At 70.0% G+C, this 22,155-nt stretch carries 28 protein-coding genes; 14 read left to right on the forward strand and 14 right to left on the reverse strand.

All coding sequences use genetic code 11. From position 1 onward, the window contains the following. Positions 1-94 precede the first annotated feature (94 nt). Positions 95-745, forward strand: a complete 651-nt coding sequence (locus tag AB0L06_RS20700) for a TetR/AcrR family transcriptional regulator (RefSeq protein WP_500232664.1) — start codon at positions 95-97, stop codon at positions 743-745. Between the two features lie 61 nt (positions 746-806). Continuing rightward, complete coding sequence (locus tag AB0L06_RS20705) at positions 807-1,151, forward strand: hypothetical protein (RefSeq protein ID WP_500232665.1); 345 nt, start codon at positions 807-809, stop codon at positions 1,149-1,151. A gap of 12 nt (positions 1,152-1,163) precedes the next feature. On the opposite strand, the gene AB0L06_RS20710 is transcribed toward AB0L06_RS20705, so the two are convergent. Next, positions 1,164-1,544 (reverse strand): nitroreductase family deazaflavin-dependent oxidoreductase, encoded by a 381-nt coding sequence (locus AB0L06_RS20710; RefSeq protein ID WP_500232666.1) that lies wholly within the window; start codon positions 1,542-1,544, stop codon positions 1,164-1,166. Positions 1,545-1,636: 92 nt separating this feature from the next. Next, positions 1,637-2,632, reverse strand: a complete 996-nt coding sequence (locus tag AB0L06_RS20715) for an NAD(P)H-dependent flavin oxidoreductase (protein WP_500232667.1) — start codon at positions 2,630-2,632, stop codon at positions 1,637-1,639. A 195-nt stretch (positions 2,633-2,827) separates the two neighbouring features. Between AB0L06_RS20715 and AB0L06_RS20720 the strand changes: the two genes are divergently transcribed. From AB0L06_RS20720 to AB0L06_RS20730, 3 genes are read left to right on the forward strand one after another with little or no spacing between them, the layout of a single operon-like run. After that, positions 2,828-3,046 (forward strand): hypothetical protein, encoded by a 219-nt coding sequence (locus AB0L06_RS20720; protein WP_500232668.1) that lies wholly within the window; start codon positions 2,828-2,830, stop codon positions 3,044-3,046. 19 nt (positions 3,047-3,065) lie between these two features. Beyond that, positions 3,066-3,848: a hypothetical protein gene (locus AB0L06_RS20725; protein ID WP_500232669.1), complete on the forward strand. Its 783-nt coding sequence runs from the start codon at positions 3,066-3,068 to the stop codon at positions 3,846-3,848. Between the two features lie 8 nt (positions 3,849-3,856). Next, positions 3,857-4,576: a hypothetical protein gene (locus AB0L06_RS20730; RefSeq protein ID WP_500232670.1), complete on the forward strand. Its 720-nt coding sequence runs from the start codon at positions 3,857-3,859 to the stop codon at positions 4,574-4,576. 365 nt (positions 4,577-4,941) lie between these two features. Here AB0L06_RS20730 and AB0L06_RS20735 read toward each other — a convergent pair whose 3' ends face one another. Then, on the reverse strand, positions 4,942-6,153 hold the full coding sequence (locus tag AB0L06_RS20735; RefSeq protein WP_500232671.1) for an MFS transporter: 1,212 nt from the start codon (positions 6,151-6,153) through the stop codon (positions 4,942-4,944). A 90-nt stretch (positions 6,154-6,243) separates the two neighbouring features. Here AB0L06_RS20735 and AB0L06_RS20740 point away from each other — a divergent pair, with 90 nt between their 5' ends. Further along, complete coding sequence (locus AB0L06_RS20740; RefSeq protein WP_500232672.1) at positions 6,244-7,116, forward strand: LysR family transcriptional regulator; 873 nt, start codon at positions 6,244-6,246, stop codon at positions 7,114-7,116. Here the strand turns inward: AB0L06_RS20740 and AB0L06_RS20745 are convergent. The 3 genes from AB0L06_RS20745 to AB0L06_RS20755 form a co-directional block, all read right to left on the reverse strand. Then, entirely contained in the window at positions 7,113-8,297 is a 1,185-nt protein-coding gene (locus AB0L06_RS20745) for a serine hydrolase domain-containing protein (protein ID WP_500232673.1), read from the reverse strand. The genes AB0L06_RS20740 and AB0L06_RS20745 overlap by 4 nt on opposite strands. A gap of 112 nt (positions 8,298-8,409) precedes the next feature. Then, positions 8,410-9,072 (reverse strand): response regulator, encoded by a 663-nt coding sequence (locus tag AB0L06_RS20750; protein WP_500232674.1) that lies wholly within the window; start codon positions 9,070-9,072, stop codon positions 8,410-8,412. Then, the gene (locus AB0L06_RS20755; RefSeq protein ID WP_500232675.1) at positions 9,069-10,160 is read right to left on the reverse strand and encodes a sensor histidine kinase; all 1,092 of its coding nucleotides are present in this window, start codon (positions 10,158-10,160) and stop codon (positions 9,069-9,071) included. The genes AB0L06_RS20750 and AB0L06_RS20755 overlap by 4 nt, the downstream gene beginning before the upstream one ends. A gap of 134 nt (positions 10,161-10,294) precedes the next feature. Here AB0L06_RS20755 and AB0L06_RS20760 point away from each other — a divergent pair, with 134 nt between their 5' ends. Genes AB0L06_RS20760 through AB0L06_RS20770 form a run of 3 tightly spaced genes read left to right on the forward strand, consistent with a single transcriptional unit; the run spans position 10,295 to position 13,531 of the window. Further along, positions 10,295-11,218: an ABC transporter ATP-binding protein gene (locus tag AB0L06_RS20760; RefSeq protein WP_500232676.1), complete on the forward strand. Its 924-nt coding sequence runs from the start codon at positions 10,295-10,297 to the stop codon at positions 11,216-11,218. Next, positions 11,215-12,744, forward strand: coding sequence for a DUF1349 domain-containing protein (locus tag AB0L06_RS20765; RefSeq protein WP_500232677.1), 1,530 nt, complete (start codon positions 11,215-11,217; stop codon positions 12,742-12,744). Before AB0L06_RS20760 ends, AB0L06_RS20765 begins: the two co-directional genes overlap by 4 nt. A gap of 34 nt (positions 12,745-12,778) precedes the next feature. Then, the gene (locus AB0L06_RS20770) at positions 12,779-13,531 is read left to right on the forward strand and encodes a DUF2705 family protein (RefSeq protein WP_500232678.1); all 753 of its coding nucleotides are present in this window, start codon (positions 12,779-12,781) and stop codon (positions 13,529-13,531) included. Here the strand turns inward: AB0L06_RS20770 and AB0L06_RS20775 are convergent. Beyond that, positions 13,528-13,908 carry a hypothetical protein gene (locus AB0L06_RS20775; RefSeq protein ID WP_500232679.1) on the reverse strand — a complete coding sequence of 127 codons (381 nt, stop codon included), beginning with the start codon at positions 13,906-13,908 and terminating at the stop codon, positions 13,528-13,530. The two genes, AB0L06_RS20770 and AB0L06_RS20775, sit on opposite strands and share 4 nt — an antisense overlap. Before the next feature lie 115 nt (positions 13,909-14,023). Between AB0L06_RS20775 and AB0L06_RS20780 the strand changes: the two genes are divergently transcribed. Further along, on the forward strand, positions 14,024-14,557 hold the full coding sequence (locus tag AB0L06_RS20780; protein WP_500232680.1) for a hypothetical protein: 534 nt from the start codon (positions 14,024-14,026) through the stop codon (positions 14,555-14,557). A gap of 141 nt (positions 14,558-14,698) precedes the next feature. Here AB0L06_RS20780 and AB0L06_RS20785 read toward each other — a convergent pair whose 3' ends face one another. Further along, positions 14,699-15,622: an aminoglycoside phosphotransferase family protein gene (locus tag AB0L06_RS20785; protein WP_500232681.1), complete on the reverse strand. Its 924-nt coding sequence runs from the start codon at positions 15,620-15,622 to the stop codon at positions 14,699-14,701. A gap of 22 nt (positions 15,623-15,644) precedes the next feature. Next, entirely contained in the window at positions 15,645-16,139 is a 495-nt protein-coding gene (locus AB0L06_RS20790) for a hypothetical protein (protein WP_500232682.1), read from the reverse strand. 221 nt (positions 16,140-16,360) lie between these two features. Here AB0L06_RS20790 and AB0L06_RS20795 point away from each other — a divergent pair, with 221 nt between their 5' ends. Both AB0L06_RS20795 and AB0L06_RS20800 read left to right on the forward strand, forming a co-directional pair. Further along, the gene (locus AB0L06_RS20795) at positions 16,361-17,716 is read left to right on the forward strand and encodes a DUF7927 domain-containing protein (RefSeq protein WP_500232683.1); all 1,356 of its coding nucleotides are present in this window, start codon (positions 16,361-16,363) and stop codon (positions 17,714-17,716) included. 102 nt (positions 17,717-17,818) lie between these two features. Beyond that, on the forward strand, positions 17,819-18,259 hold the full coding sequence (locus AB0L06_RS20800; RefSeq protein ID WP_500232684.1) for a hypothetical protein: 441 nt from the start codon (positions 17,819-17,821) through the stop codon (positions 18,257-18,259). A 48-nt stretch (positions 18,260-18,307) separates the two neighbouring features. Here AB0L06_RS20800 and AB0L06_RS20805 read toward each other — a convergent pair whose 3' ends face one another. From AB0L06_RS20805 to AB0L06_RS20825, 5 genes are all read right to left on the reverse strand, one after another. After that, on the reverse strand, positions 18,308-18,991 hold the full coding sequence (locus tag AB0L06_RS20805; RefSeq protein ID WP_500232685.1) for a hypothetical protein: 684 nt from the start codon (positions 18,989-18,991) through the stop codon (positions 18,308-18,310). A gap of 200 nt (positions 18,992-19,191) precedes the next feature. Beyond that, positions 19,192-19,509, reverse strand: coding sequence for a hypothetical protein (locus AB0L06_RS20810; protein WP_500232686.1), 318 nt, complete (start codon positions 19,507-19,509; stop codon positions 19,192-19,194). A gap of 334 nt (positions 19,510-19,843) precedes the next feature. Continuing rightward, positions 19,844-20,356, reverse strand: a complete 513-nt coding sequence (locus tag AB0L06_RS20815; protein WP_500232687.1) for a DUF6879 family protein — start codon at positions 20,354-20,356, stop codon at positions 19,844-19,846. Continuing rightward, positions 20,340-20,534, reverse strand: coding sequence for a hypothetical protein (locus tag AB0L06_RS20820; protein ID WP_500232688.1), 195 nt, complete (start codon positions 20,532-20,534; stop codon positions 20,340-20,342). Before AB0L06_RS20820 ends, AB0L06_RS20815 begins: the two co-directional genes overlap by 17 nt. 127 nt (positions 20,535-20,661) lie before the next feature. Then, positions 20,662-21,090, reverse strand: coding sequence for a DUF6879 family protein (locus AB0L06_RS20825; protein ID WP_500232689.1), 429 nt, complete (start codon positions 21,088-21,090; stop codon positions 20,662-20,664). 309 nt (positions 21,091-21,399) lie between these two features. Between AB0L06_RS20825 and AB0L06_RS20830 the strand changes: the two genes are divergently transcribed. Then, a complete protein-coding gene (locus tag AB0L06_RS20830; RefSeq protein ID WP_500232690.1) occupies positions 21,400-21,921 on the forward strand; it encodes a DUF6879 family protein in 522 nt (173 codons plus the stop codon). A gap of 93 nt (positions 21,922-22,014) precedes the next feature. After that, positions 22,015-22,137 (forward strand): hypothetical protein, encoded by a 123-nt coding sequence (locus AB0L06_RS20835; RefSeq protein ID WP_500232691.1) that lies wholly within the window; start codon positions 22,015-22,017, stop codon positions 22,135-22,137. Positions 22,138-22,155: the final 18 nt, after the last annotated feature.

Genomic DNA, 22,155 nt, shown 5'->3' on the forward strand with positions numbered 1-22,155 from the left:
TCGGGTGTAGAAGAGTCGGGCGGGGCGGTTACGCTGACCGTCGCGTCACCGCACTCTGACACCCCCTGTGATCATTTCGGAGAGCCGACGGCCGATGCCGACTTCCACGTGGTTCCGCCTGAACGTCGCCAAGCGCGAGCGGGTGCTCGAAGCGGCGATGCGCGAGTTCGGCGAGCACGGCTACTCGACCGGCAGCCTGAACACCATCGCGCGCGAGGCGGGCATCGCCAAGGGCTCGCTGTTCCAGTACTTCAGCGACAAGCTGGAGTTCTTCGCGTTCGTGTGCGACGAGGCGTCCCGCCGGATCCGCGAGGAGATGGAACGGCGCATCTCCCGCATCGACTTCGAGCAACCCTTCGACGGCTGGCTGTTCGACGCGTTGTGCGAATGGTCGGAGTTCTACGCCGACCACCCCCTGGAACGCGGCGTCACGGCGGCGACGAACTTCGAACTCGACAACGGCGTCCGGTCGGTGATCCGTGAGACCGCGAACCAGCACTACCTGCAGGTCATCGACCCTGCGCTGAAGCTGTGGAAGGAACGCGGCGACATCCATCCGGACGCGGACGTCGAGGTTCTCGCGTCCTTCCTGCTGATGACGCTCCCGTTCCTGGCGCTGGCCCCGTACTACGACGGCATCGACCCCGTCCTGAACCTGCGCGGGCGGACGCCCGCGCAGCAACGCCCGATGATCCGCCAGATCATCGCGGGCATCCGTCCGATGTTCGGCCCCCCTTCGTCCTAGCGGCTACGACCGGTTATCCACAGGTCGCGCATCGCGTTGCGATCATTTCCCCACGTCCCGGATGATCGAGAAGTTCACGTTCCGCGACGAAGGGATCACCATCATGAACCTCGCTCAGCTGTGGCCGATGATCGCGGCCTGCGTCGCCGTCATCGGCGTCGTCCACCGCCAGATCTCCCTGCTCCGCTCCGAGCTCACCACCCGCATCGACACCAAGATCGACAGTGTGACGTCCCGCTTCGACGCCAAGTTCGAAGGGGTTGATGCCAAGTTCGAAGCCGTCAACGCGCGCATCGACGGCCTTCGCAATGAGGTTCTGGCGGCCCTGCAACCCATGAGCCGCATGCTCGAACGCCTCGATCAGGACATGCGCGACCACATCAAGGAGCACAACAGCAGCGGGTAGCCGGGATGTCCGTCAGCGAATGTCGGCGACGAGGACGTCCATGCGGCGGACGAGGTGGCGCGCCATGCCCGGCAGTTGGTCGGGCGGGGTGTCGGCGTCGACGACACGGGGGTTGTCCAGGCGGCGTAGGCGTCCGAGTCTTTCGACTCCGGCGTGGCCTGCGGCAAGGACGTTGCGGACCCAGTCGCTGTCGGCCCCGTAAGGGAGGCCGACGACCAGCTCGTCGCCGTGGCGGAAGGCGACCACGGGCGTCCGGTATTCGCGGCCGGATTTCCGTCCGAGGTGCACGATCACGGCGTAGGGCGGTAGATACGGGGCCCAGATCCCTTGGAGCGGGTTGGTGACGATCCGGTTGAACCTGGCCAGCGAGCGAGGCAGCAGGGCGTCCTTCATCCCTCCATTGTGTCTCGCGGGCCGCGGGTGGCTCGAGCGAGGGCGGATTCACTCTCGGAGGCGAGCGTCCTGGCCAGTGAGCAAGGAGTCCTTCATCCCAGCGTTGTGTCTCTCGGGCCGCGGCCGGCTCGGGCGAGGGCGGATTCGCCCTCGGCTGCGAGTGTTCTGACGAGGGTCTCGGCGGACGGGACGTCGTGGATCAGGTCGATGCCCTCCCCTGCCCAGACGGGCTGTTCGGGGATGGCGCCTTGGTCGAGGTCGCGCTGGTAGTCGCGTTGGGCTTGCCGGTCGCGGGCGATCTCGTCCTCGTCGCGTCCGCGATTCCGGTCGAGGTGGGGATGCGCGAGCGTGCGGGCGGTGTAGCGGGACGGCCAGGGCGAGCGGCGCAGCCTGTCGAGTGTGCCGCTGCGCTCGGTGTCGTCGGCGCGTCCGTCGACGATGGCCTTCTGGACGTCCGGTGCGATGAGGGCTTCGGCGGTCGCCTGGAAGCGCGTACCGATAAGGGCTCCTTCCGCGCCGAGCGCGAGGGCGGCGGCGAGGCCACGTCCGTCCGCGATGCCTCCGGCCGCCAGCACCGGAATTTGGGCTTGGGCTTGGCGGACGAGGTCGACCACGGCGGGGACGAACGGGAGGGTTCCGCGTCCGTGCCGGGCTCCATGGCCGCCGGCGTCCGTGCCCTGCGCGACGATGACGTCCGCGCCCACGTCGAGGGCCTGGCGCGCCTCGTCCATGTCCGTGACCTGGACGATCAGCGCTTTCCCCGCGTCGTGGACGGCGTCCGCGAAGGGGCTCGGATCCCCGAACGAGAACACCACCGCGTGAGGCTCGTACTCCAGTGCCCGTTCCACGCCTTGGATATCGATGCGCCAGGTCAGGAATCCCATCCCCCAGGGCAGTCCCTGCTTGGCGACGATCGGCGCCTCTCGGGCCAGCCATTCGGGATCGCCGTTCCCGGAGCCGAGCAGGCCGAGGCCACCGCCCCGCGACACGGCCGCAGCCAGCTCTCCGCCGGCCGACCCGCCCATGGGGGCCAGGGCGATCGGATGCCGCAGCCCGAACATCTCCGTGAACACCGTCGACAACGTCATGCAGGCATCGTCGTCGAGAAATGTGGGCGCGGCGTGTTCGATAGTGGTGTGAATCGTGAGTTTCGTGAGGTGCTCATCCATCAGGCGCGGGCGGGTCGACAGCTCGAGGAGCTGGTCCAGAGCGATCTACCAGCGCTGTCCTGGCATGTTTCGGACTACATGGGTCACGGGGGCCGGGGATCCCTTCGGGGAGTCTTGGAAGCGGCCTGGCTCGAACCCGACGCCGAGGTAGCCGGGACGCTCGTCCGCGACGCCATGGACCGCTGGGCACGCTTCCTGGGCTCGGATCCGGTGGAAGAGCCAGGGGTCGACGAGAAGCGCATCGGGGTCCGCAGCGAGTGGGCCGGGCTCGAGGTCGTCATCGAGGGTCCCCCGGTATCTCAAGGCGCCCACCCACTCGCCACCAACGGGTGATCTTGAGTTGGATGGGGACGTGAACGATGAGTCTCCCGGGGCGCTCGTCCGGCAAGGACGGGCTGTTGAGCTGCTTGAGGGGTTCTTGCGGCGTGATCTGCCACCGCTTCACTGGGGAGTCCGGGAGTGGTCCGGGCTGGAGGGAGACGTCAGCGGCTGCACGCGCGAGCGGGAGTTGCGGGCGTTTCTCGAGCCCTGGGCCGACCATCTGGAGGCTCCGCTGGTGGTGGAGCGAGACCCGAAGTACATCAAGGCGGACGTCCGGGCAGAGTGGGACGATCTCGACATCGACTGCGGCGGATGGGCGCCACGACAGCGGTTCCGGTTCGGCCGCCGCGGCATCGAGGCCGCGCCGTCGCCGACGGGTGAGGAAGCCGCGGAGATCCGGCGTCGCCAGCAGCAGGCGGCGGGGTTGCTGAGGTCCTTCCTTCGCGAGGATCTCCCCGCTTTGAGCTGGAGCCTTCCCATCGGTGGTTCTCCCCGAGCGTCGCGAAGGCCCTTGGGGACCTACGACCTCGCGGTGAGCAAGGTACGCCGGTCTTTGCGTGGAACCTTCCACACGTACGAGATCGAGGGAAGGCCGCGAGCCGAGGCGATCGTCCGCGAGACCTTCGACCGTTGGGGGCGGTTCCTGGGCGCGGACGTGGTCGAGCGTCGAAGCTCCGGAACCACGTTCTACGAGATCAATGTCCCGGGGGACGAGTTCGATATCGGATTGTGGGCCTCCTTGGATCTCGAAGAGCCGTCCGCGGCTGGAGAAAGGCCGCACAGGCCGGCGCTATTGGGGTTGGGTGAGGAATGAGTCGTGATTTGCGCAAGGTGCTCGACCGGCAGGCGAGGGCGGTCGAGTTCCTCGATGGGCACTTGCAGCGTGACCTGCCGCCGCTCCGCTGGGAAATCCAGAGCGATGGTGACCTGTACGGGTGGATCGAGGGCTGTGCGAACGGACGGCAGCTGCGGGCGTTTCTCAAGCCCTGGGCCGAACATCTGGGGGTCCCGTTGGACATGGAGCGGGATTTGTCGGAGGTTGTCGCCGAGATTCGGCCCGGGGGGCACGGGCCCCTGGTCTTGTGCAAAGGATGGGTGTCCTGGCGGTGGCCCGGGTTCGGTCGCCCACGCTGGCGCGACGCCCCGCCCAAGCCCGGCTTGGAGGCCGCGCAGATGCGGGGTGAGCAACGTCGAGCCGCGACGGCGCTCCGGGAGCTGCTCCAGGAAGACCTCCCCGCGTTGGAATGGGAGATCTCGAACATGCTCGACGAGGGGCCGGAATACCTGCGGGGACGCGTGCCGGCGTTCGCGATCAAGGCCGCCGCAGGGGACGAACGGGCTGCCGCGGTCATCCGGGACACCATGGAGACCTGGGGGCGCTTCCTGGGTTCGGATCTGGTGGAGGAGCCCACGGCCGTCAGGGTCCGCGCCGAGTGGAAGCAGGTCCCCGTCGTGGTCGAGCTGGTGGGTTCCTGGAGCTTCTGGAAGGCCGAGCCGCCCGCTACCGGCGGGGGACTTTGGAAGGTCGTGGAGGAGGAGTGAGCCCGGTCCCGTAGGGCGGCGGGCCGTCGGGCGGCGAGCCGTAGGGGCGGGCCGTCGGGTGCGGGCCGTCGGGTGCGGGCCGTCGGGGGCGGGCCGTCGGGGGCGGGCCGTCGGGGGCGGGCCGTCGGGGGCGGGATGAAGGTTCGGGTGAGCGGCTGCTCGTGTGCGCGCAGGAGGTGGGGGCGATGCGGGCGGGGGTTCGGGTGGACGAGGTGGTGGCGCTTTTTTGGGGGGGACATGCCGAGCGGCGCTGCGGTCCGGATGGGGTCCGGGTTTGCAGCGCCGCGTGTTGACGACTGTGTTCAGGGGGCTGGCCTCGGGGTGAGGCCTTCTACATCGGGGCGGGCGGGGCCTGCCGGGGCGGGTCACCGGGTGGCGAGGCGCTCGAGGAGCCAGGCGGCGAGCATGGCGGTGGAGAGGGCCGCGCCGAGGATGGCGACGGAGGACCAGCCGCCGTGGGTCCAGGCGAGGGAGGCGAGGGCGGAGCCGGCGGCGCCGCCGACGAAGTTGCCGGTCATGAAGGCCGAGTTGATGCGGTTGCGGGCCTCGGGGCGCAGGGCGTAGACGACGTTCTGGTTGCTGATGAGGAGGGCCTGCTGGGCCATGTCCAGGGCGACGATCCCGATGATCAGCCAGGCGAGGTTGTGTCCGCCGAGGGCCAGGGGCAGCCAGGAGATGAGGTAGACGACGGCGCCGATGCCGGTGACGGCCTGGACGCGGCCGCGGTCGGCGAGGCGTCCGGCGACGTTGGCGACGACCGAGCCGAGGGCTCCGAAGAGGCCCATGAGGCCGATGGCGCCTTCGCTCCAGCCGTAGGAGCCGCTGGAGAGCAGGAAGGTCAGGGACGTCCAGAGGGCGGAGAAGGCGGCGAAGGACAGGGCGCCGATGGCCATCCGCCAGCGGAGGACCGGCAGTTCGCGCATGAGGGTCGCGATGGAGCCGAGCAGCTTCGGGTAGGTCATGCCGGCCGGGGTGTGCAGGGTCGGCAGGTTGCGGCGGAGCAGGACGGCCATGAGGAGCATCAGTCCGGCCTGGACCCAGTAGACGGTGCGCCAGCCGCCGACCTCGGCGAGGGCGCCGGAGACGGTGCGGGCGAGCAGGACGCCGAGGAGCAGGCCCATCATCACGGTGCCGACGACGCGTCCGCGCTCTTCGGGGGCGGCGAGGGACGCGGCGAAGGGGACGACGACCTGCGCGGCGACCGAGGTCAGCGCGGTGAGGGCGGTTCCGATGAGCAGGACGGCGCCGTTGGTGGCGACGGCCGAGACGAGCAGGAACGCGGCGGTGAGGACGTAGAGGGTGACCGCGAGGCGGCGGCGTTCGAAGAGGTCGCCGAGCGGGACGAGGAGGAAGAGGCCGATGCCGTAGCCGACCTGCGCGGCGGTGACGATCAGGCCGGCCATGCCGGTGCTGAGGCCGAGCGAGCCGCCGATGAGGTGGAGGAGGGGCTGGGGGAGGTAGTTGGACGCCACCGTGAGGCCGGTCGCGACCGCCATGAGGAGGAGGAGTCCGCGGCTGAGGCCGGTGCCCTCGGTCGCCGTCGCCGCCGCCCGCTGCCGCGTGGCTCGCTGAGTCATGATCGCCATGGCAAGAGAATGCGCCATGAACGATCAATGAGTCCAACGCATTCTTTTCATTCGATCCATCTCGATTGTAGATTGATCGCCATGGACCTTCAGCAGATGCGCTACGTCGTCGCGGTGGCCGAGGAGGGCGGGTTCACCCGGGCGGCGGAGCGCTGCAGGGTCGTCCAGTCGGCGCTGTCGCACCAGATCGCGCGGTTGGAGCGGGAGCTCGGCGCGCGGCTGTTCGAGCGGACGAGCCGGAGGGTGAAGGTGACGCCCGCCGGGGAGGCGTTCCTGCCCGCGGCGCGGCAGGCGCTGGACGCGGCGGAGCGGGCGCGCGCGGAGGTGGCGGCGGCGTCCGGGGAGATCCGGGGGCGGCTGGCGATCGGCGCGATCTCGACGGTGGCGGCCGTGGACCTGCCGTCGCTGCTGAAGGGGTACCGGGAGCGGTATCCGCAGGTGCGGATCACGTTGCGCGCGGGGATCAGCGAGGAGCTGATCGACCAGGTCAAGGACGGTTCGCTCGACATCGGGTTCCTCGGGATGCTGCCCGGGTCGATCCCGAAGGGCGTCAGCGACCTGGAGCTGGAGCGCGGCAACCTGGTCGCGGTCGTCGGGCCCGAGCACCGGTTCGCGGACCAGTCGGAGACCGACCTGGCGTCGCTGGCGAACGAGACGTTCGTGGACTTCGCGGCGGGGACGATCGGCCGGTCGCAGTCGGACCAGGCGTTCGCGGCGGCGGACGTCCAGCGGGACGTCGCGTTCGAGGTGACGTCGCCCGAGTTCATCGCGGAGATCATCCGGCAGGGGCTGGCGGTCGGGATGCTCCCGGCGAACTACGCGCAGCGGCTGCAGGGCGTGCGGACCCTGTGCGTCCGGGACGCGCCGGGCCGGGTCGAGCGCCTGATCTGGTCCAGGCACCGACCCAGCCCGCCCGCCGCCGCGTTCCTGAAGTTCCTGGACGTCGAGCTTTAGTGGGTGTTGCAGAGGGCGTTGTCGATGAGGGTGGAGGCGGCGTTCTCCTGCTGGACGGCGTGGTCCATGGTGTCCTCGAGCATCGTGGACATGGAGACGACGACGCTGCGGCGGCCGTCGGAGGTGACGGCGTTCCGGGTCTTGTAGCCGAGGATGTCGCCGCCGTGGAAGTAGTAGGTTCCGCCGCAGGTCAGGGGGCGGGAGAAGAGGCCGAGGCCGTCCTTCGCGCCGGGCCAGACCTCGGCGAGCTCGCCCTTGACCGGGGTGCCGTCGCGCATCTCCTTGAGCTGGGCGGGGCGGAGGAGGCGTCCGGAGTCGAGGGCGCGGAGGAAGTGGCCGAGGTCGGCGGTGGTGCTGATCAGGCCGCCGGCGGCTCCGGCCCAGGAGCTGTCGCGGTTCTCGGTGACGTCGATGAGGCCGCCGGTCTCGAACTGGTGGTAACCGTTGGCGTGCGGGCCGGGGATGCGCGGCGACTCGCCCGGGTAGGTGGTCTGGTTCATCTTGAGGGGGCGGAGGATGCGGTTCTCCACCTCGACGTTCCAGGGGTTGCCGGTGATCTTCTTGATGATCATGCCGAGGAGCAGGTAGCCGGTGTTGGAGTAGCTCCAGTTCGTCCCGGGGGCGAAGTCGGGCTTGTGCTTCATGGCGCGGGCGACGAGTTCCTCGGCCGTGTAGGTGTCGTATCGGTGCTGGTCGAAGGACTCCGGTGAGTCGATCCCCGGGATGTCGTCGTGAAAGCCGCCGGTGTGCTGGAGCAGGTTCCGGACGGTGATCTTCCGGCCGTCGTTGCCGTTGCCCTGCACGACGCCGGGCAGGACGTGCTCGACGGTGTCGTCCAGGGAGAGGCGTCCCTCGCCGACGAGCTGCAGGATGGTCGTCGCGGTGAACGTCTTGGTGACGCTCGCGATGCGGAAGCGTCCGTTGGACGGGACGGACCGCAACGTCCGGACGTCGCCGACGCCGCTGGTCACGACCTGCGAGCGTCCGTCCGGGCCGGTGACGCGGACCTGGACGCCGGTGACGCCGACGTCGCGGATGGCGTCCGCGTCCCGCTGCAACGTGGAGGGGGCGGCGTCCGCGTCCCGCTGCAGCGTGGAGGGCGCCGCCGAGACGGGGGCGGCGGCCACGGCGGATGCCGCGGTCGCGGCGGCGATGGTGAGGGCGAGGGCGGTGAGGCGCACTGCGATTCTCCAGGTGAGAGGCGTTCTTGATCAACACTCTCGACGCTAGGTTCCGCGGCCGGACGGGACGACCGGCCGTGCCCCCGGATCGGTGGTGGTGCCCGCTACACCGTCACGCGCCGGGGACGACGAGGCCGGATTCGTAGGCGGCGATGACGGCCTGGGTTCGGTCGCGGAGGCCGAGCTTGCCGAGGATGCGGCTGACGTGCGTCTTCACCGTCTCCTCGCTGACGACCAGGTGGACGGCGATCTCGGGGTTGGAGAGGCCCTCGGCCATCGCGCGCAGCACCTCGGTCTCGCGCGGGGTCAGCGCGGCGAGCGCGGACGGGGTCGTCTTCGGGCGGCGGCGCGACCGGGCGAACTCCTCGACGAGGCGGCGGGTGACGCCGGGGGCGAGGAGGGCGTCTCCGGCGGAGACGATCCGGACGGCCTCGAAGAGGCGTTCGGCGGTGACGTCCTTGAGGAGGAAGCCGCTGGCTCCGGCGGCGAGGGCGTCGTAGACGTATTCGTCCAGCTCGAAGGTGGTGAGGATGAGGACGCGCGGGGCCTGGTCGGCGTCGGCGCGGACGCGTTCGGTGGCCTCAATGCCGTCCATTCCGGGCATGCGGACGTCCATGAGGACGACGTCGGGGTGGAGCGCCGCGCAGAGCCGGACGGCTTCGGCGCCGTCGGCGGCGGTGCCGGTGACGGTGAAGTCGGGCTGGGTGCCGAGGAGTGCGGCGTAGCCGGAGCGGACGATCTCGTGGTCGTCGGCGACGACGATGCTGATGGTCATGCGGGACGTCCGGGGAGGGTCGCTTCGATGAGGAAGCCGCCGCCGGGGGCGGGGCCGGTGCGGAGTTCGCCGCCGACGGTGGCGGCGCGTTCGCGCATGCCGAGCAGGCCGTGCGCGTCGGGGCGGACGTCGTCGCGCGGGCCGGGTCCGAGGTCGCGGACGCGCAGCCGGAGGGCGTCCGGGGTGTAGTGGAGTTCGATGTCGACGGCCGTTCCGGGGGCGTGGCGGCGGGCGTTGGTGAGGGCTTCCTGGACGATCCGGTAGGCGGTGAGCTCGACGCCGGGGTCGAGCGGCGCGACCGGCCCGCTGACGATGAGCCGGATGGTCGAGCCGGTCGTGTCGCGCGTCTCGCCGACGAGGTCGACGAGCTGGGCGAGGCCGGGCTGGGGCCTGCGGGCGGCCTGCTCGGCGTCGCCGGCGTCCTCGCGCAGGACGCCGAGGAGGCGGCGCATCTCGGTGAGCGCGGTCCGGGCGGTGTCACCGATGCCGAGCAGGCGTTTCGCGCCGTCGGCGGGCATGCCGGGGGTGGCGAGGCGGGCGGTCTCGGCCTGGACGGCGATCATCGAGATGTGGTGCGCGACGACGTCGTGCAGCTCGCGGGCGATGCGGGCGCGTTCGCTCTTGGCGGTGTTCTCCAGGAGGGTCGCGCCGATGGTCTGTTCGGCGGCGGTCTGGCGTTCGGCCTGCGTGCGGGCCCATTGGACGATCCCGGCTCCGGCGGCGACGGGCGCGAGCACGGCGGCGACGCGGGCGGTCACGCCGGGGTCCGGAAGCAGGGCGAGGACGGCGAACGGCGCGATGAGGACGGCCGCGAGGACGTAGGTTCCGGCGCGTCCGACCAGGTAGAGGACGAAGAGGAGCGCGGCGCAGCCCGCGGCGGTGAGGCTTCCGGTGGCGGCGAGCGAGGTCAGGCACGCGGCGGACACGGCGACGGCGGCGAGCCCTGCGTGCGGGATGACCAGCGGCACCGTCGTGAACGCGCACAGGAGCAGCCCGTAGAGGAAGTCCTTCGCGTCCGTGCCCTTGCCGCTGAGCTGCGCGACGGCCGCCACGGCCAGCAGCACCCCGAGTCCGACACGTCCCCACACGCTGGACATCTTCCCGGGGTTTCGGACGTCCCGCCATCGCTCGCGTGAGGGACCCGCCGCTCGTGCCGGGGACGCCGAAGACCGCTCACGTGGGGGACGCGCCGCTCCCGCCGCCACGCCTAGCGTCGTTGAGCATGGAGATAGAAGTCGACGGCCTGCGAAAGCAGTACGGGCAGGTCAGCGCACTGGACGGAGTGTCGTTCACCGTGCGGCCCGGTCTGGTGACCGGATTCGTGGGACCGAACGGCGCCGGGAAGTCCACGACGATGCGGGTCATCCTCGGACTGGACGCGGCGGACGGCGGACGGGCGCTCGTCGGGGGCCGTCCGTACCGTTCGCTGCGCGATCCGCTGCGCGCGGTCGGCGCGATGCTGGACGCGTCCGCCGTGCACCCCGGACGCCGCGGACGCGACCACCTGCTGTGGATCGCGAACGCCGCCGGGCTCCCGAAGCGCCGCCTGAACGAGGTGCTGGAGCAGGTGGGACTCGCGGGTGGCGCGGGAAAGCGCCGTGTCGGCGGGTACTCGCTCGGCATGCGGCAGCGGCTCGGGATCGCGGCGGCGCTGCTCGGCGATCCAAGGATCCTGATGCTGGACGAGCCGGTCAACGGCCTCGACCCGGAGGGCATCGTGTGGATCCGCGGGCTGCTGCGGTCGCTCGCCGCCGAGGGCCGCGCGGTCCTGGTGTCGAGTCACCTGATGGGCGAGCTGGAGGACACCGCCGATCGCCTCGTCGTGATCGGCCGGGGCCGGATCATCGCGGACACGAGCGTCCCTGAGCTGCTGGCGGCGGCGTCCGGCGGGCGGGTGGCGCTGCGAACGTCCGCTCCCGCCGACGCGATGGCCGTGCTGAGCCGCGCGGGCGGGACGGTCGCGTCGGTCGGCACGGACGCCCTGACCGTGACCGGTTTGGGCGCGGAGGCGACGGTGGCGGCGCTGGGCGCGTCCCGGGTGCCGTTCACCGAGGTCAGCGCGCATCGCGCGACGCTGGAGGAGGCGTACATGGAACTGACGCGCGACGCCGCCGAGTTCCAGGCCGCGCCGGGGGGTGCGGCATGAGCACTTTGCTGTTCCGGCAGGTCAGGGCCGAGTGGACGAAGCTGCGGACGGTCCGCCGGTGGATGCTGACGCTGCTCGCGGCGGCGGTCGCGATGGTGGTGATGACGCTGCTCGGGGCGGCCGGCGGGAGCGTGCAGCACGCGGGCGGCCCGGGTGACGTTCCGCCGAAGGGCCCGGACGGGAAGGTGGTGCGGGACGCGTTCCAGTTCGTCCATCAGGAGATGAACGGGGACGGGACGATCACGGCGCACCTGGCGTCGCTGAAGAGCCTGGTGGAGGACGGGGCGCCGCGAGCCAAGACGGAGCCGTGGGCGAAGGCCGGGATCATGGTGAAGGACGGTCTGGAGCCCGGCGCGTCCTATGTCGCGTTGCTGTCGACGGTCGGGCACGGCGTACGGCTGCAGAACGACTTCAGTCACGACAAGGCGGTGTCGGCGAGCGGCGCGTGGCTGCGGCTGACACGCGCGGGGTCGCGGTTCACGGCGTACGTGTCGTCCGACGGCACGACGTGGACGAAGGCGGGCAGCGTGACGGTGCGTGGGATCACCGCGAACGCGCAGGTCGGAGTGTTCTCGACGTCTCCCCAGCACAGCGAGTTCGAGCGGAACATCGGGTCGCTGGGCGTTACGGACGTTCCCGCGCACGGGGTCGGGACCTTCGACAACGTGACCGTCACCGGCGGGATCCCCGGCAAGTGGACGGGCACGGCCGTCGGCCACTCCCCCGTGTTCGACATCCCTGGCGTCGGCCACCCCGGAAGCGGCGGTGGCGGCGGCGGTTCGTCGGGCGTGAAGGACGGCTCGACGATCGCCGCCGGAATGATCACAGTGACCGGTTCGGGTGAGATCGGCCCGAGACCGCGCGGCTCGGACCTCGTGCAGCAGGGCCTGCAGGGAGCGCTCTTCGGGCTGCTCGTGGTGGTCGCGGTGGGTTCGCTGTCGATGACGTCGGAGTTCCGGCACGGGCTCGTCCGGACGACGTTCACCGCGCTTCCCCGGCGCGGCGGGGTGCTGGTGGCGAAGGCGCTGGTGCTGGGCACGACGGTGTTCGTCCTGTCGGCGGTCGCACTGGCGGTGGCGTTCCCTCTGGGGCAGTCGAAGATGCGGGCGTCCGGGTTCAGGCCGCCGGGCTTCCCGAAGTGGGGCCTCTCGGATCCGACCGCGCTGCGGGCGATCATCGGGTCGGCGCTGCTGGTCGCGCTGGTGGCCGTCCTCGCGATGGCGCTCGGGGCGGTGTTCCGGCACAGCGCGGCGGCGATCGCGCTGGTGCTGGTCGTGGTGCTGGTCCCGCAGATCCTGGCGGGCGCGCTGCCGCTCGGCGCGGCCCGGTTCCTGCTGAGCGTCACGCCGGCGGCCGGGTTCGCCGTCCAGCAGAGCGAGCCGCACTACTCGTTCACGTCGGACCTCTGCCTGCCGGACGACGGCTGCTATCCGCTCTCGCCGTGGGCCGGTCTGGCCGTCCCGTGCCTGTACGTGCTGGGCGCGATGCTGCTCGCGTGGTGGCTGCTGCGCCGGAGGGACGCGTGACTCGCGGAGGCCCGTGGCCTGGAAGGAACGCCGTATGACTCGGGAGCTGCACGCCGAGTGGACGAAGCTGCGGACGCTGTCCAGCACGGCGTGGCTGCTGCTCGCGACGTGCGCGCTCACCGTGCTGGTCGGCGCGCTCGTCACGGCCGGGACGAGGGCCTCCGATGGCCCGCAGGATCTGCCGAAGCTGGTGCTGGGCGGCGTCCAGTACGGGCAGGCGACGATGGTCGTCCTCGCCTGCCTCGTGGTCGGCGCCGAGTACGGGTCGGGCACGATCGGGCCGACGCTGGTCGCGATGCCCCGGCGGCTGCGGGTCTTCGCGGCCAAGTCGGTGGTGGTCTCGGGCCTCGCCTGTGTCGTCGGGGTTCTGGGGGTCGTCGGATCGCTGCTGGTCGGACGGGTCGTCCTGTCGTCGGACGGGTTCGACTCGTTCCCGCTCACGGACGGCTCGACGCTGCGCGCCGCCGCAGGGACCGTCCTCTACCTGGGCCTGATCGCCCTGCTGAGTCTCGGGCTGGCGACGGCGCTGCGCGACTCCGGGGTCGCGATCATGGTGGTGCTGAGCGTCCTGTACGCGGTGCCGGTCCTGACGCGGTTGCTGTCGTCCGACCACTGGAAGTGGCGGCTGGAGAAGTACGCGCCGATGAAGGCGGGCCTGTCGGTGCAGGCGACCAAGAACCTCGCGGCACTGCCGCTGTCCCCCTGGCATGGGCTGGGCGTACTGGCCCTGTACGCCCTGGCTTGCCTCTGCCTCGGCGCCCTGCTGTTCCGCTGGCGTGACGCCTAAGCGTCGCCTGCGAGGGTTCGGGCGGCGGCGAGTTCGTCGTCGTCCCAGCCCAGGTGGCCGGGTTCGGGACGCTTGGCCTGGTCGTCGATCCAGCGCTGGTGGGCTTCCCAGGCGGCCTGCTTGGTGGTGCCGAGCGCCCCGCCGATCTGCGACCAGGACGCGCCTGCGCGGCGGGCCGTCCGGACGGTGAGCTGGCGTCCGTACCCGGCCTTGCGGGCGATGACCTCGCCGAGGGCGAGGAGTTCGAGGGCCTCCGGTTTGGTGAGCGCGTCGTCCGCGAGGGCTTCGCGGGTGCGCAGGTCGTCGAAGCGGGCGACGGCGGTCACCAGCGTGTGCTGCTTCTCGAGCTCGTCCACGGTTCCCATGGGTCCGAGCATGCGCGTCAGGATGCCTTGACGTCAAGACCTCTTGACGATCGGGCGATTCGTCCCTCACGGAGCGCCACGCGTCACTACGCTGACGGCTTTTCGGGCTCCCGAAGGTGGATGAACGATGCTTCAGACCGTGGAGGGCGGCCGGTACTGGTGTGCCCTGGTCATCCGGGTTGAGGACGAGGTGGACGACGCGCTGCTCGCCGCGATCGCGTCCGCGACGGCGTTGACGTTCGAGGAGTACGGGTCGGGCGGGTTCGGCGGCGAGACGCTCGCGGCGGTGTGGAAGGCGGGCGACAACCTCCTGATGGAGGTGGAATGCGACGAGGTCGGGGTCAAGGCGGTGTTCGTCCGGGCGGACACCGCCGAGCGTGCGGCCGCGATCCGGTCGGCTGTCGGCGAGCACATGTCGGCGTGGAGCGAGCAGATGCTCCGGGCGCAGCTCGTGGACTCGTTCACCGAAGCGCCGCAGGCCTTGGTCGCACTGCTGATGGCGACGGGCGGGGCGCGTCCGGACGGCGAGACCCTCGACCTGCTGCAACGCGCGCTCGACCACGAGAACGAGGAGGTCCGGCACTTCGCCGAGTACGCGGGGTTGGTCGCGGGCGAGCTGGGGCATCCGCCAGTCGTCATGCACGAGGATGAGTCGGAGTAGGAGCTGGAGGCGATCCTGCGTCCGGCGCGTCCGGCGCGTCCGGCGCGTCCGGTGGGTGGCGATCGGAGGTGGGTCACCGTCTGGGCCGAGGTGCTCCCGGACGCTCCCCCGGGCCTGGGCGCGACCGCGTCGGGCTCAGGCTCAGCTGAGGCGTGGGTGGAGTAGGCGGGCGACGTCGTGGGCGCGGCTGAGCGGGGACCGGGTGTCGCCGGGGTTCCAGTCCTCGGCCGTCCAGACGTCCGACATGACGGCTTTGACGAATCCCCAGGCGATCACGCGGTCGAGGGGAAGGTCGAGTTCGTCGGCGACCTGTTCGACGCGGGCCGGGACGAGGGCGGTGAGCGCTTCGTCCCGGTCGTCCGGGTCTGGGTTGTAGAGGAAGGCGCCGATGTCGTAGCCGGGGTCGCCGACGAGGCCGTGCGGGTCGATGGCGAGCCAGGGTTCGCGCGTTCCGCTGAGGACGTTGTCGTGGTGCAGATCGCCGTGCAGGACGACGCGTTCGGTCGCGTCCGAGCACAGTTCGCGCATGAGGCCGCCCGCGCGGACGACGAAGTCGAGCGGCAGCGGGCCGCTCTCGCCGAGCCTGGACGCGTAGTCGTCGAAGGCGCTGACCTGGGTGATCGCGTCCGGAAGCGGGCAGCCGGGCGGAGGCGGGACGTGGAGTCGACGCATGGCGCTGACCAGCGCGGATGTGGCTTCCTCGTCGCGGTTCGGGACGAGGTCACGCAGGCGCGTGCCGGGCGTCGCACGTTCGAGGAGCAGCGCACCGCGGGCCAGGTCGTCCCGGAGGACGCGGACGGCCCCGCGCCCGTCGAAGGCTCGGAGGGTCGGGATCTCGCCCGCGAGCGACTCGGCGTTCGGGAGGCCGAGTTTGAGGACGGCGGGTGTGCCGTCCGACGCGTCCGCCCTGGTCACGTAGTGGTAGGAGAGCTCGTACGGCTCGCCGAGCGTCAGTTCCCAATCGCGGGCGACGGCGGCGAGCGTGGCGGGCAGGTCGTTCAGCCACCGCTCGCCGTCCGCGCCCCACACCTCGACGACGTTCTTGGCCAGCGCCTTCGTGATCACACGTGGACGCTACCGCCGCGGCTCAGGGGTTGAGCTTCTTGATCGCGTAGCGGCGGGCGTCGAACTCGGCCAGGTCGCGGGCCGGGTCCTCGGCCTCCTTCCAGACCCGGTCGGCGGGAAGCTTGCCCTGGCCTTGGAGTGCGAGTTCGAGGAGGCGGTAGTTGTCGACCTGCTCGTCGAAGTCGCTGAGCGCCCGCTGCGCGGCCTTCTCCGCGCGCCGCCACTTGCCGCGGGCGAGCCAGGTGACGGCTTCGACCTCGCACGCCTGCCACGAGACGGCCCCGCCGTAGGCCGGTCCGGAGGACGCCGCCATCGCCGCGCTTCGGGCGCGGTTCCCGGCCTCGGCGGCCTTGACGGCGTCGTCGTACCGTCCGTCCGCGACGAGCAGCCATGCGGCCCGAAGGTGCAGGTTCATCCGTCGCAGGTTCGCTTGGAGATCGGGGTTCGGGACGCTCTCCTCCTCGGAAAGCTGACCCTGCACCCGCTCCAGCTCGGTGCGCACCTCTGTGTCGTCCACCCGTCCTCCTTGTGACGCCGCCTCGCGCGCATCCTCCGCCATAGCGGCTGCGGTGATCAACACCCTTTGGTGAGGAAGGGGTCGAGTTCCCTCCCGGCCCTGCTCGACGGCATGGGGAGATCATTGCCGGAGAAGTGCCGGGACGTGACTTGATCAGACCTACGTTGCTGTATGTGATCACCTTTGACTCTCGGTGGCTCTCGCTGGCCGTGGGCGCCACGATGACCGCGTCTCTGGCGCTCGTGCCGGTCGACGCGCGGGCGCAAGAGGGCACCCGAACGTTCGGCTACACCGGGGCTCCGCAGTCGCTCACGGTCCCTGAGGGAGTGTGCGAGCTGACGGTGGACGCCTTCGGAGCCGCGGGCGGCGACGCCGTCTACGGGTCTCCCGGCGGACGAGGCGGTGGGGTCCACGGCACTGCCCTGGTCTCTCCGGGGGACGTGCTGACGATCGATGTCGGCGGTGCGGGCACCGGCGGCGACCTCATGACGGGCACACCCGCGCACGGCGGCTACGGCGGAGGCGGTCAGCCCGGCGCCTTCCATGAAGACCGCCGTCCCGGCGATGGCACCGTCGCGGGCGGCGGAGGTGGCGCGACGACCGTCGGCCTTGCCCTCGAGCCGCTCGTCATCGCAGGCGGCGGAGGCGGAGGCTCGGGCAGCTGGCCTGGCGGATCGGCGGGCCAAGGCGGCGACGGCGGCCAAACCGGCACCAACGGCTACTACGTGATCACAGCCGGCGGCGGGGGCGGCGGCGCCTCCGGTGGTAGCGGCGGAGCGGGCGGCTTCGGCGGGGAGCCCATCTCGGAGTATGACCAGCCCGGCATCCCCGGCGGGGACGCGGTGGGACGGGTCGGCGGAGACGGCGCGGTCAACCTCGTGGACCCGCACATGGGAACGGGCGGCGGGGGCGGTGGAGGCGCACACGGCGGCGGAGCCGGCGGGTCTTCAACGCCCAGCACCATGTACGCGGGCGGCGGAGGAGGCGGGTCAAGCCTCGGCCCTGCCGGAGCCACCTACGACACCGGTGTCCGCGAGGGCGACGGAGAGGCGACTCTCACCTACAGCACCGACTCGTGCGGCGTCCCACCGCCGCCCGAGCAATGCACCAACGACAAACTCACCGTGGACAAGACCGTCGACAGGACCAAGGTGCCCGTCGGAGGCAAGGTGCGCTACCGCATCCGCGTCACCAACACCTGCGAATACACCTTCCACGACGCCACCATCACCGACGACCTGGCCAATGTGCTCGACAACGGCTCCCTCAAGGGGCCCGTCCGCGCCACCACGGGGACCGTCCACCGCTCGGGTAGCTCTCTGACCTGGGCCGGAGACCTGCAACCAGGCCAGACCGCCGTGATCACCTACACCGTGCGCGCCCGCAGGCCCGGCATCCTGCGCAACGCCGTCACCTGGCACTGCCAGGCACCCGAGAAGCGGCTGGCCCGCTGGAACTGCACCGTCGGCACGACCGTCAAGGTCCGCCCCCAGCACCACCGGCGTCGACCGAACCCGTGCAAGCCGCCGACGTGGACGCGCGAGTGGCACGGGCGGGCCTTCGAACGACGCTGCTGAGTCACCCCGCATCCGCCCGCTGCGACCTCTCCGAAACTCCCTCGGCTGGCCGCACCGCGAAAACACAGCGACAGGAAGGGGGCAAACCTGAACAATGACGCCATGCCGCTCGCCTCGATCACGCTCCACTCGGGACGCCAGGTCTCCCTCGACAGCCTTCAGATCTCTTCGACCTACGGCGGAATGCTGGAGGGGTATCCGTGTGCGCTGATCAACGATCGCAAGCTGGCGGCACTGGCGAAGCGTCCCGAATCCGCCTACCCCGGGCCCCCGGTCCACCTGATCACCCCGCCACGCCGCTACCCGGACGGTGAGTCGGACAGGCGCCTGCCGTTCGGCCCGGTGGAGGAGTTGCCCGCGTTCTACTGCCGCGGCTCGTTCACCTCGCACTACATCGACCCGAACCCGGACGAGGTGTTTCATCGCTCGTCGCTGACGGTCGTGTGGTTCCAGGACGATCTCGTGACTCCCGTCCCCGTCTTCGTCGCGACGGCGATCGCCGACCTGGCATGGGACGAACTCGCCGAGGACTACGAGCTCTAGAAACGCCGATGGCGGACGGCACATGCTCCCGTCCGCCATCAGATCGAGTCAGTCCAGCAGATCCTCGGCACGCTCGACGTCGAACGAGCGCTTGAACCAGCGCTCCGCCTGCTCCGGATCGGTGCACGCCTCCGCCCGAGCCCACATGGCCGCAGAGACCTTCATGCCACGGTGCTCCAGGATCTGGAGGGCAGCCAGAGCCTTGCCCTTGGCCTGGCCCCTGACTTCGCCCCGGACCTCACCGATGGCCTGCTGGGCGCGCTTGAATTCGCTGACGACCTCGTTGCCGGTGACCTGCTGGGCGGCCTGGATCTCCGCCATCTGCTTGGGACCGACGATGCAGAGATTCAGGGTGAGCGTGAGGGCCCCGCGCTTGACGGTCACCTCCCTGGGGAAGTCGTCCGCCTTCGGGTCGGGCGTGAAGATCACCACGTGGACACCCTCATCAGCATGGGTGCGGTGGAGCCACGAGGCAGCCGCGTCCGCGACGAGGCGCTGGAGTTCTCCGTCGGCGAGGGCGGTCTCGAGTTCGTTGATGACGAGGCAGATCGGCTGTTGCGCCGGACCTCTGGTGGGAGGGACGTCGGTGCGGAGGTCACGGGGCGGCATGCCGCTGACCACCTGGAAGGTATCGGGGAGTTCGGTGCCCATGAACGTGGCCAGCGCCCATCTGGACAGTTCGGGGTGGGCTTGAAGGACGGCTCTGACGCCGTCATGTCGTCGTCCTGGCATGTCACGAGAAGCTACCGATCGTCACCGACAGTGGCGAACGGGAGGCCAAGGCGACTTGCGGGGCATCGCGAGAGAAGGTGGGATTTGCCGCCGCAGCCGTGGCCACATCCGGCCACGCCCCCGCCCACCAGGGACGATTGAGCCGCGCGGGTAGCGGACGGACCACACCAGGCCGACAGCCCGGCCAGAAGGCCCGAGCGTCACCTTTTGATCATGTTGAACAGGGGGTTCTCCCCGTCGCCGTTGACAGCGAGCTCCTCCCCCAAGCCATCTCTGATCAGGGTGACGATCTGGGCGACGTACACAAACGCCGCCGGCGAGATCACTTCGACCGGCTCGCGAACTCTGATCACGAGCACACCATTTCCGGGCTCGAAGGTGATAAGTGTGGCACCTTTGAAATCAAGGATCGGTTCCGGGAGAGGGAAATCCTCGATGTTGATTCCAGTGGAAGCCTCGAGCGTCCAGGAATGGACCCACCACGACCCTTGCCTGGTCGGTGCAGGCAGCGCCGTCATCCGAATCTTGTCCGCTGAGCAATTCGGCACGCCATCACAATACTTGAACGACCTCAGCCAGAGCATCTGCACAGTTGCCGATTCAGGGGATCCAGAGCCCTGCTTGTCGAAGCGGTTCGCTGGACGTCAATGGCAAGTCTGGGCCGTGGCGATCAGGGCCAGGTGGAGGTGGGTCGAGCTGCTCAGCCAGTGGCCCCAGCACACGCCGTTGCCCAAGCTCAGGTCGTGGAGGGCCCGGCCGAATCGGACGGTGTCCGGGATGGCTTCGGCCGCAGGTCTCGCAGGGCACGAGCCAGCCTTTGGCGGTCGTCGCCGGCTCGTTGGGGGTCAAGGGTCACTCGGTGTGGAACTCCGAGAAGGGGACGGAGTGGAGGTTGGCCAAGCGCTTCAGCTCGACGTATGGAGCAGGATCGGCCGCATCCAGAAGTTCGCGGCTGGTCTGCGTGCCGTCGTCGGCGTAGTGCATGAGGACGACGTGGGTGTCATCGAAGAGCCAGGAGTCCTGGGCTCCGGCGAGCGGGTTCGGACGGTCGGTGACGTCCAGGATCCGGATGTCCTCCCCCGCCTTGGAACTTTGCGGGTAGAAGTCGAACTCGAACCGCAGGTACTCCGACAGCGGACGGGTGAGCACGTGCACGCGTCCGATGCCGCGCCCAGTCTCGCGGTAGTGCCGGACACGGATGAGCCACGGATCGTCCTCGGGGATGTCCAGGCGGCCGGTCTCACGCCAGACGCGGAACTCCTCGTCTTCTTCCGGGACGCCGTACACGGGCAGCGTCTCGAGCCGGAAGGCGTCGTGTTCGTAGGAGTCGAAGAACTGCCGCCAGTCGTCACCAGCCAAGAGCACGGATGGCCTCCCGCAACAGTTCCTCGGGAATCTCCACGACCGCCTCACCCTCCGGAGTCCGATATCCGCTGAGGTGGTCGCCCTGCACCGCCAGCGTCCCCCGGTTGGTGCGGTAGAACGTCGGACAGTCGTCCCGGTTGCAGGTGCCGGCGATCCGGGTCAGTTCCACATCCTCCATGGATGCCCTCCCAGCTATGCGTGGTCGTGACTAGAACGCTAGGAGGGTTCGAACGAGCCGGTCAACGGCTATGCACGTCACTGCATGATGTTGTCCGAACACAGGCGGGCGCGGTGGGTACCGAGGTTCAGGCGGGTGTGTAGTCGTGGTGGGCGGTGGCCAGGTGCCATGTTGCTTTGAAGGCTGAGGAGCACAGTGCGGTCACGCGGGGGTCGTTGCTGAACTGGTGGCCGACGACGTTGCCGTCTCCGTCGAAGATGGAGAAGCGTGCGAGTTTGCCGTCGAAGATCCAGAAGGGGTTGCCGGGGAGGGCCAGTGTCGAGGACAGGGGCCTGGGCAGCCAGCGGACGGCCTCGCCGATCGCGATGTTGTGGTCCGCGGTGATGCTGTGCTCCCAGCGGACGTAGTCGTTCACCGGTTCGGAAACGATCCTGACGCGTCGGACGTCGACAGCACGGTTCACGGCTTCCCTAGCGGCGTCCTGGAACGCGCCCCCGGCGGGGACGGACGGTTGCGAACGTCCCTCCTTCCAGGCCAGGAAGCGAGGGTCATCCATGATGTGCCGGTCGTGAGTTCCAGGTGGAAGGCGGACGAGGTGGCGTCCGCCATCAGGTCAGCGAAGCTCGGCTTGCTCTCGTCGCGTCCCTACGTCCTCAGCAGGGCGGGAGTGGTTCTCAGGAGTGAAGCGCCGTCTGCCGCGCTCGAAGTCCCCACCGGCCGCCTCCATGATGATCTGTTCGCCGGATCAACACCCACGAAATCCAGTGTCATGCCGCGCTCCCAGTTGACCGATGGCCGAGGGTTGCCCTTGGAGCGTCCGATGCCAGGGAGCGGAGCATCAAGGTCGGGCGAGGGTGGGGTGACGTTGGAGGACGGGGTGACGTTGGTCAGTGGGACGGCGTTCGTCGAGTTGTTCCGGACCTTCGCGCACACGGCGCGGCGCCTGGAGGTACGGGACCGGTACGACTCGCCGAGCGAGCATGAGCCCTTGCGGCGCTTCCTGGCCGGTGAGCCTAAGGACATGGGCTGGATACAGAACTGGACCCGGGACGTCGGGCAGGCCGTGGCGGACGGGAAGGTGTTCCAGCGCGTCCGGGTGGTGTCAGTGCCGCTGAGCGACTACGCGCGGTTCGGGCTGGACCTGTCGCGGCACAACATCGCGACGGGAGAGGACATCCGGTCCGTGGACCGGCGCGATGCCGAGGGGGTGCCGGGCTTCGACTACTGGGTGTTCGACTCCGCGCGGGCGTGGCGCGGGTGGACTTCACCGAGGAGGACGAGCTGCTCGGCGCGACGATCATTGTCGACGATCACGTTATTGAGCCAGGTTGACGGCCTGTCGATCACTGAATTGAGCCACTTGCCCGGGGCGCGATCACGCTATTGAGCCGGATCACTCTGCGTGGCGTGTCGGGTGGACTCCGTCATGGTGTTGCCAAGATCCTCTTATTGGTCCTCAAGGACGCCGGGGGGGGAGTCTGTGGCGAGGGGACGGTTCGAGATGGTCGACGTGGTGGAGATTCTGACGCACTGGCAGGCCGGCCGGTCGTCGCGGGAGATCTCCATGAGCCTGGGGGTGTCGCGCAACACCGTCGCCCGGTAAGTTGCCCCGGCGGCGCGG

The sequence above is a fragment of the Spirillospora sp. NPDC052269 genome, from assembly GCF_040679435.1.
Taxonomy (GTDB): Bacteria; Actinomycetota; Actinomycetes; order Streptosporangiales; family Streptosporangiaceae; genus Spirillospora.

Excerpts from the sequence above, each read along its gene's own strand:
- AB0L06_RS20820 (WP_500232688.1), bottom strand. The coding sequence starts at position 20,534 with ATGGAGGATGTGGAACTGACCCGGATCGCCGGCACCTGCAACCGGGAC.
- AB0L06_RS20765 (WP_500232677.1), top strand. The coding sequence starts at position 11,215 with ATGAGCACTTTGCTGTTCCGGCAGGTCAGGGCCGAGTGGACGAAGCTG.
- AB0L06_RS20795 (WP_500232683.1), top strand. The coding sequence starts at position 16,361 with ATGACCGCGTCTCTGGCGCTCGTGCCGGTCGACGCGCGGGCGCAAGAG.
- AB0L06_RS20780 (WP_500232680.1), top strand. The coding sequence starts at position 14,024 with ATGCTTCAGACCGTGGAGGGCGGCCGGTACTGGTGTGCCCTGGTCATC.
- AB0L06_RS20740 (WP_500232672.1), top strand. The coding sequence starts at position 6,244 with ATGGACCTTCAGCAGATGCGCTACGTCGTCGCGGTGGCCGAGGAGGGC.
- AB0L06_RS20760 (WP_500232676.1), top strand. The coding sequence starts at position 10,295 with ATGGAGATAGAAGTCGACGGCCTGCGAAAGCAGTACGGGCAGGTCAGC.
- AB0L06_RS20710 (WP_500232666.1), bottom strand. The coding sequence starts at position 1,544 with ATGAAGGACGCCCTGCTGCCTCGCTCGCTGGCCAGGTTCAACCGGATC.
- AB0L06_RS20735 (WP_500232671.1), bottom strand. The coding sequence starts at position 6,153 with ATGACTCAGCGAGCCACGCGGCAGCGGGCGGCGGCGACGGCGACCGAG.
- AB0L06_RS20705 (WP_500232665.1), top strand. The coding sequence starts at position 807 with ATGATCGAGAAGTTCACGTTCCGCGACGAAGGGATCACCATCATGAAC.
- AB0L06_RS20810 (WP_500232686.1), bottom strand. The coding sequence starts at position 19,509 with ATGACGGCGCTGCCTGCACCGACCAGGCAAGGGTCGTGGTGGGTCCAT.
- AB0L06_RS20825 (WP_500232689.1), bottom strand. The coding sequence starts at position 21,090 with ATGGATGACCCTCGCTTCCTGGCCTGGAAGGAGGGACGTTCGCAACCG.
- AB0L06_RS20700 (WP_500232664.1), top strand. The coding sequence starts at position 95 with ATGCCGACTTCCACGTGGTTCCGCCTGAACGTCGCCAAGCGCGAGCGG.
- AB0L06_RS20775 (WP_500232679.1), bottom strand. The coding sequence starts at position 13,908 with ATGCTCGGACCCATGGGAACCGTGGACGAGCTCGAGAAGCAGCACACG.
- AB0L06_RS20715 (WP_500232667.1), bottom strand. The coding sequence starts at position 2,632 with ATGACGTTGTCGACGGTGTTCACGGAGATGTTCGGGCTGCGGCATCCG.
- AB0L06_RS20770 (WP_500232678.1), top strand. The coding sequence starts at position 12,779 with ATGACTCGGGAGCTGCACGCCGAGTGGACGAAGCTGCGGACGCTGTCC.
- AB0L06_RS20750 (WP_500232674.1), bottom strand. The coding sequence starts at position 9,072 with ATGACCATCAGCATCGTCGTCGCCGACGACCACGAGATCGTCCGCTCC.
- AB0L06_RS20800 (WP_500232684.1), top strand. The coding sequence starts at position 17,819 with ATGCCGCTCGCCTCGATCACGCTCCACTCGGGACGCCAGGTCTCCCTC.
- AB0L06_RS20805 (WP_500232685.1), bottom strand. The coding sequence starts at position 18,991 with ATGCCAGGACGACGACATGACGGCGTCAGAGCCGTCCTTCAAGCCCAC.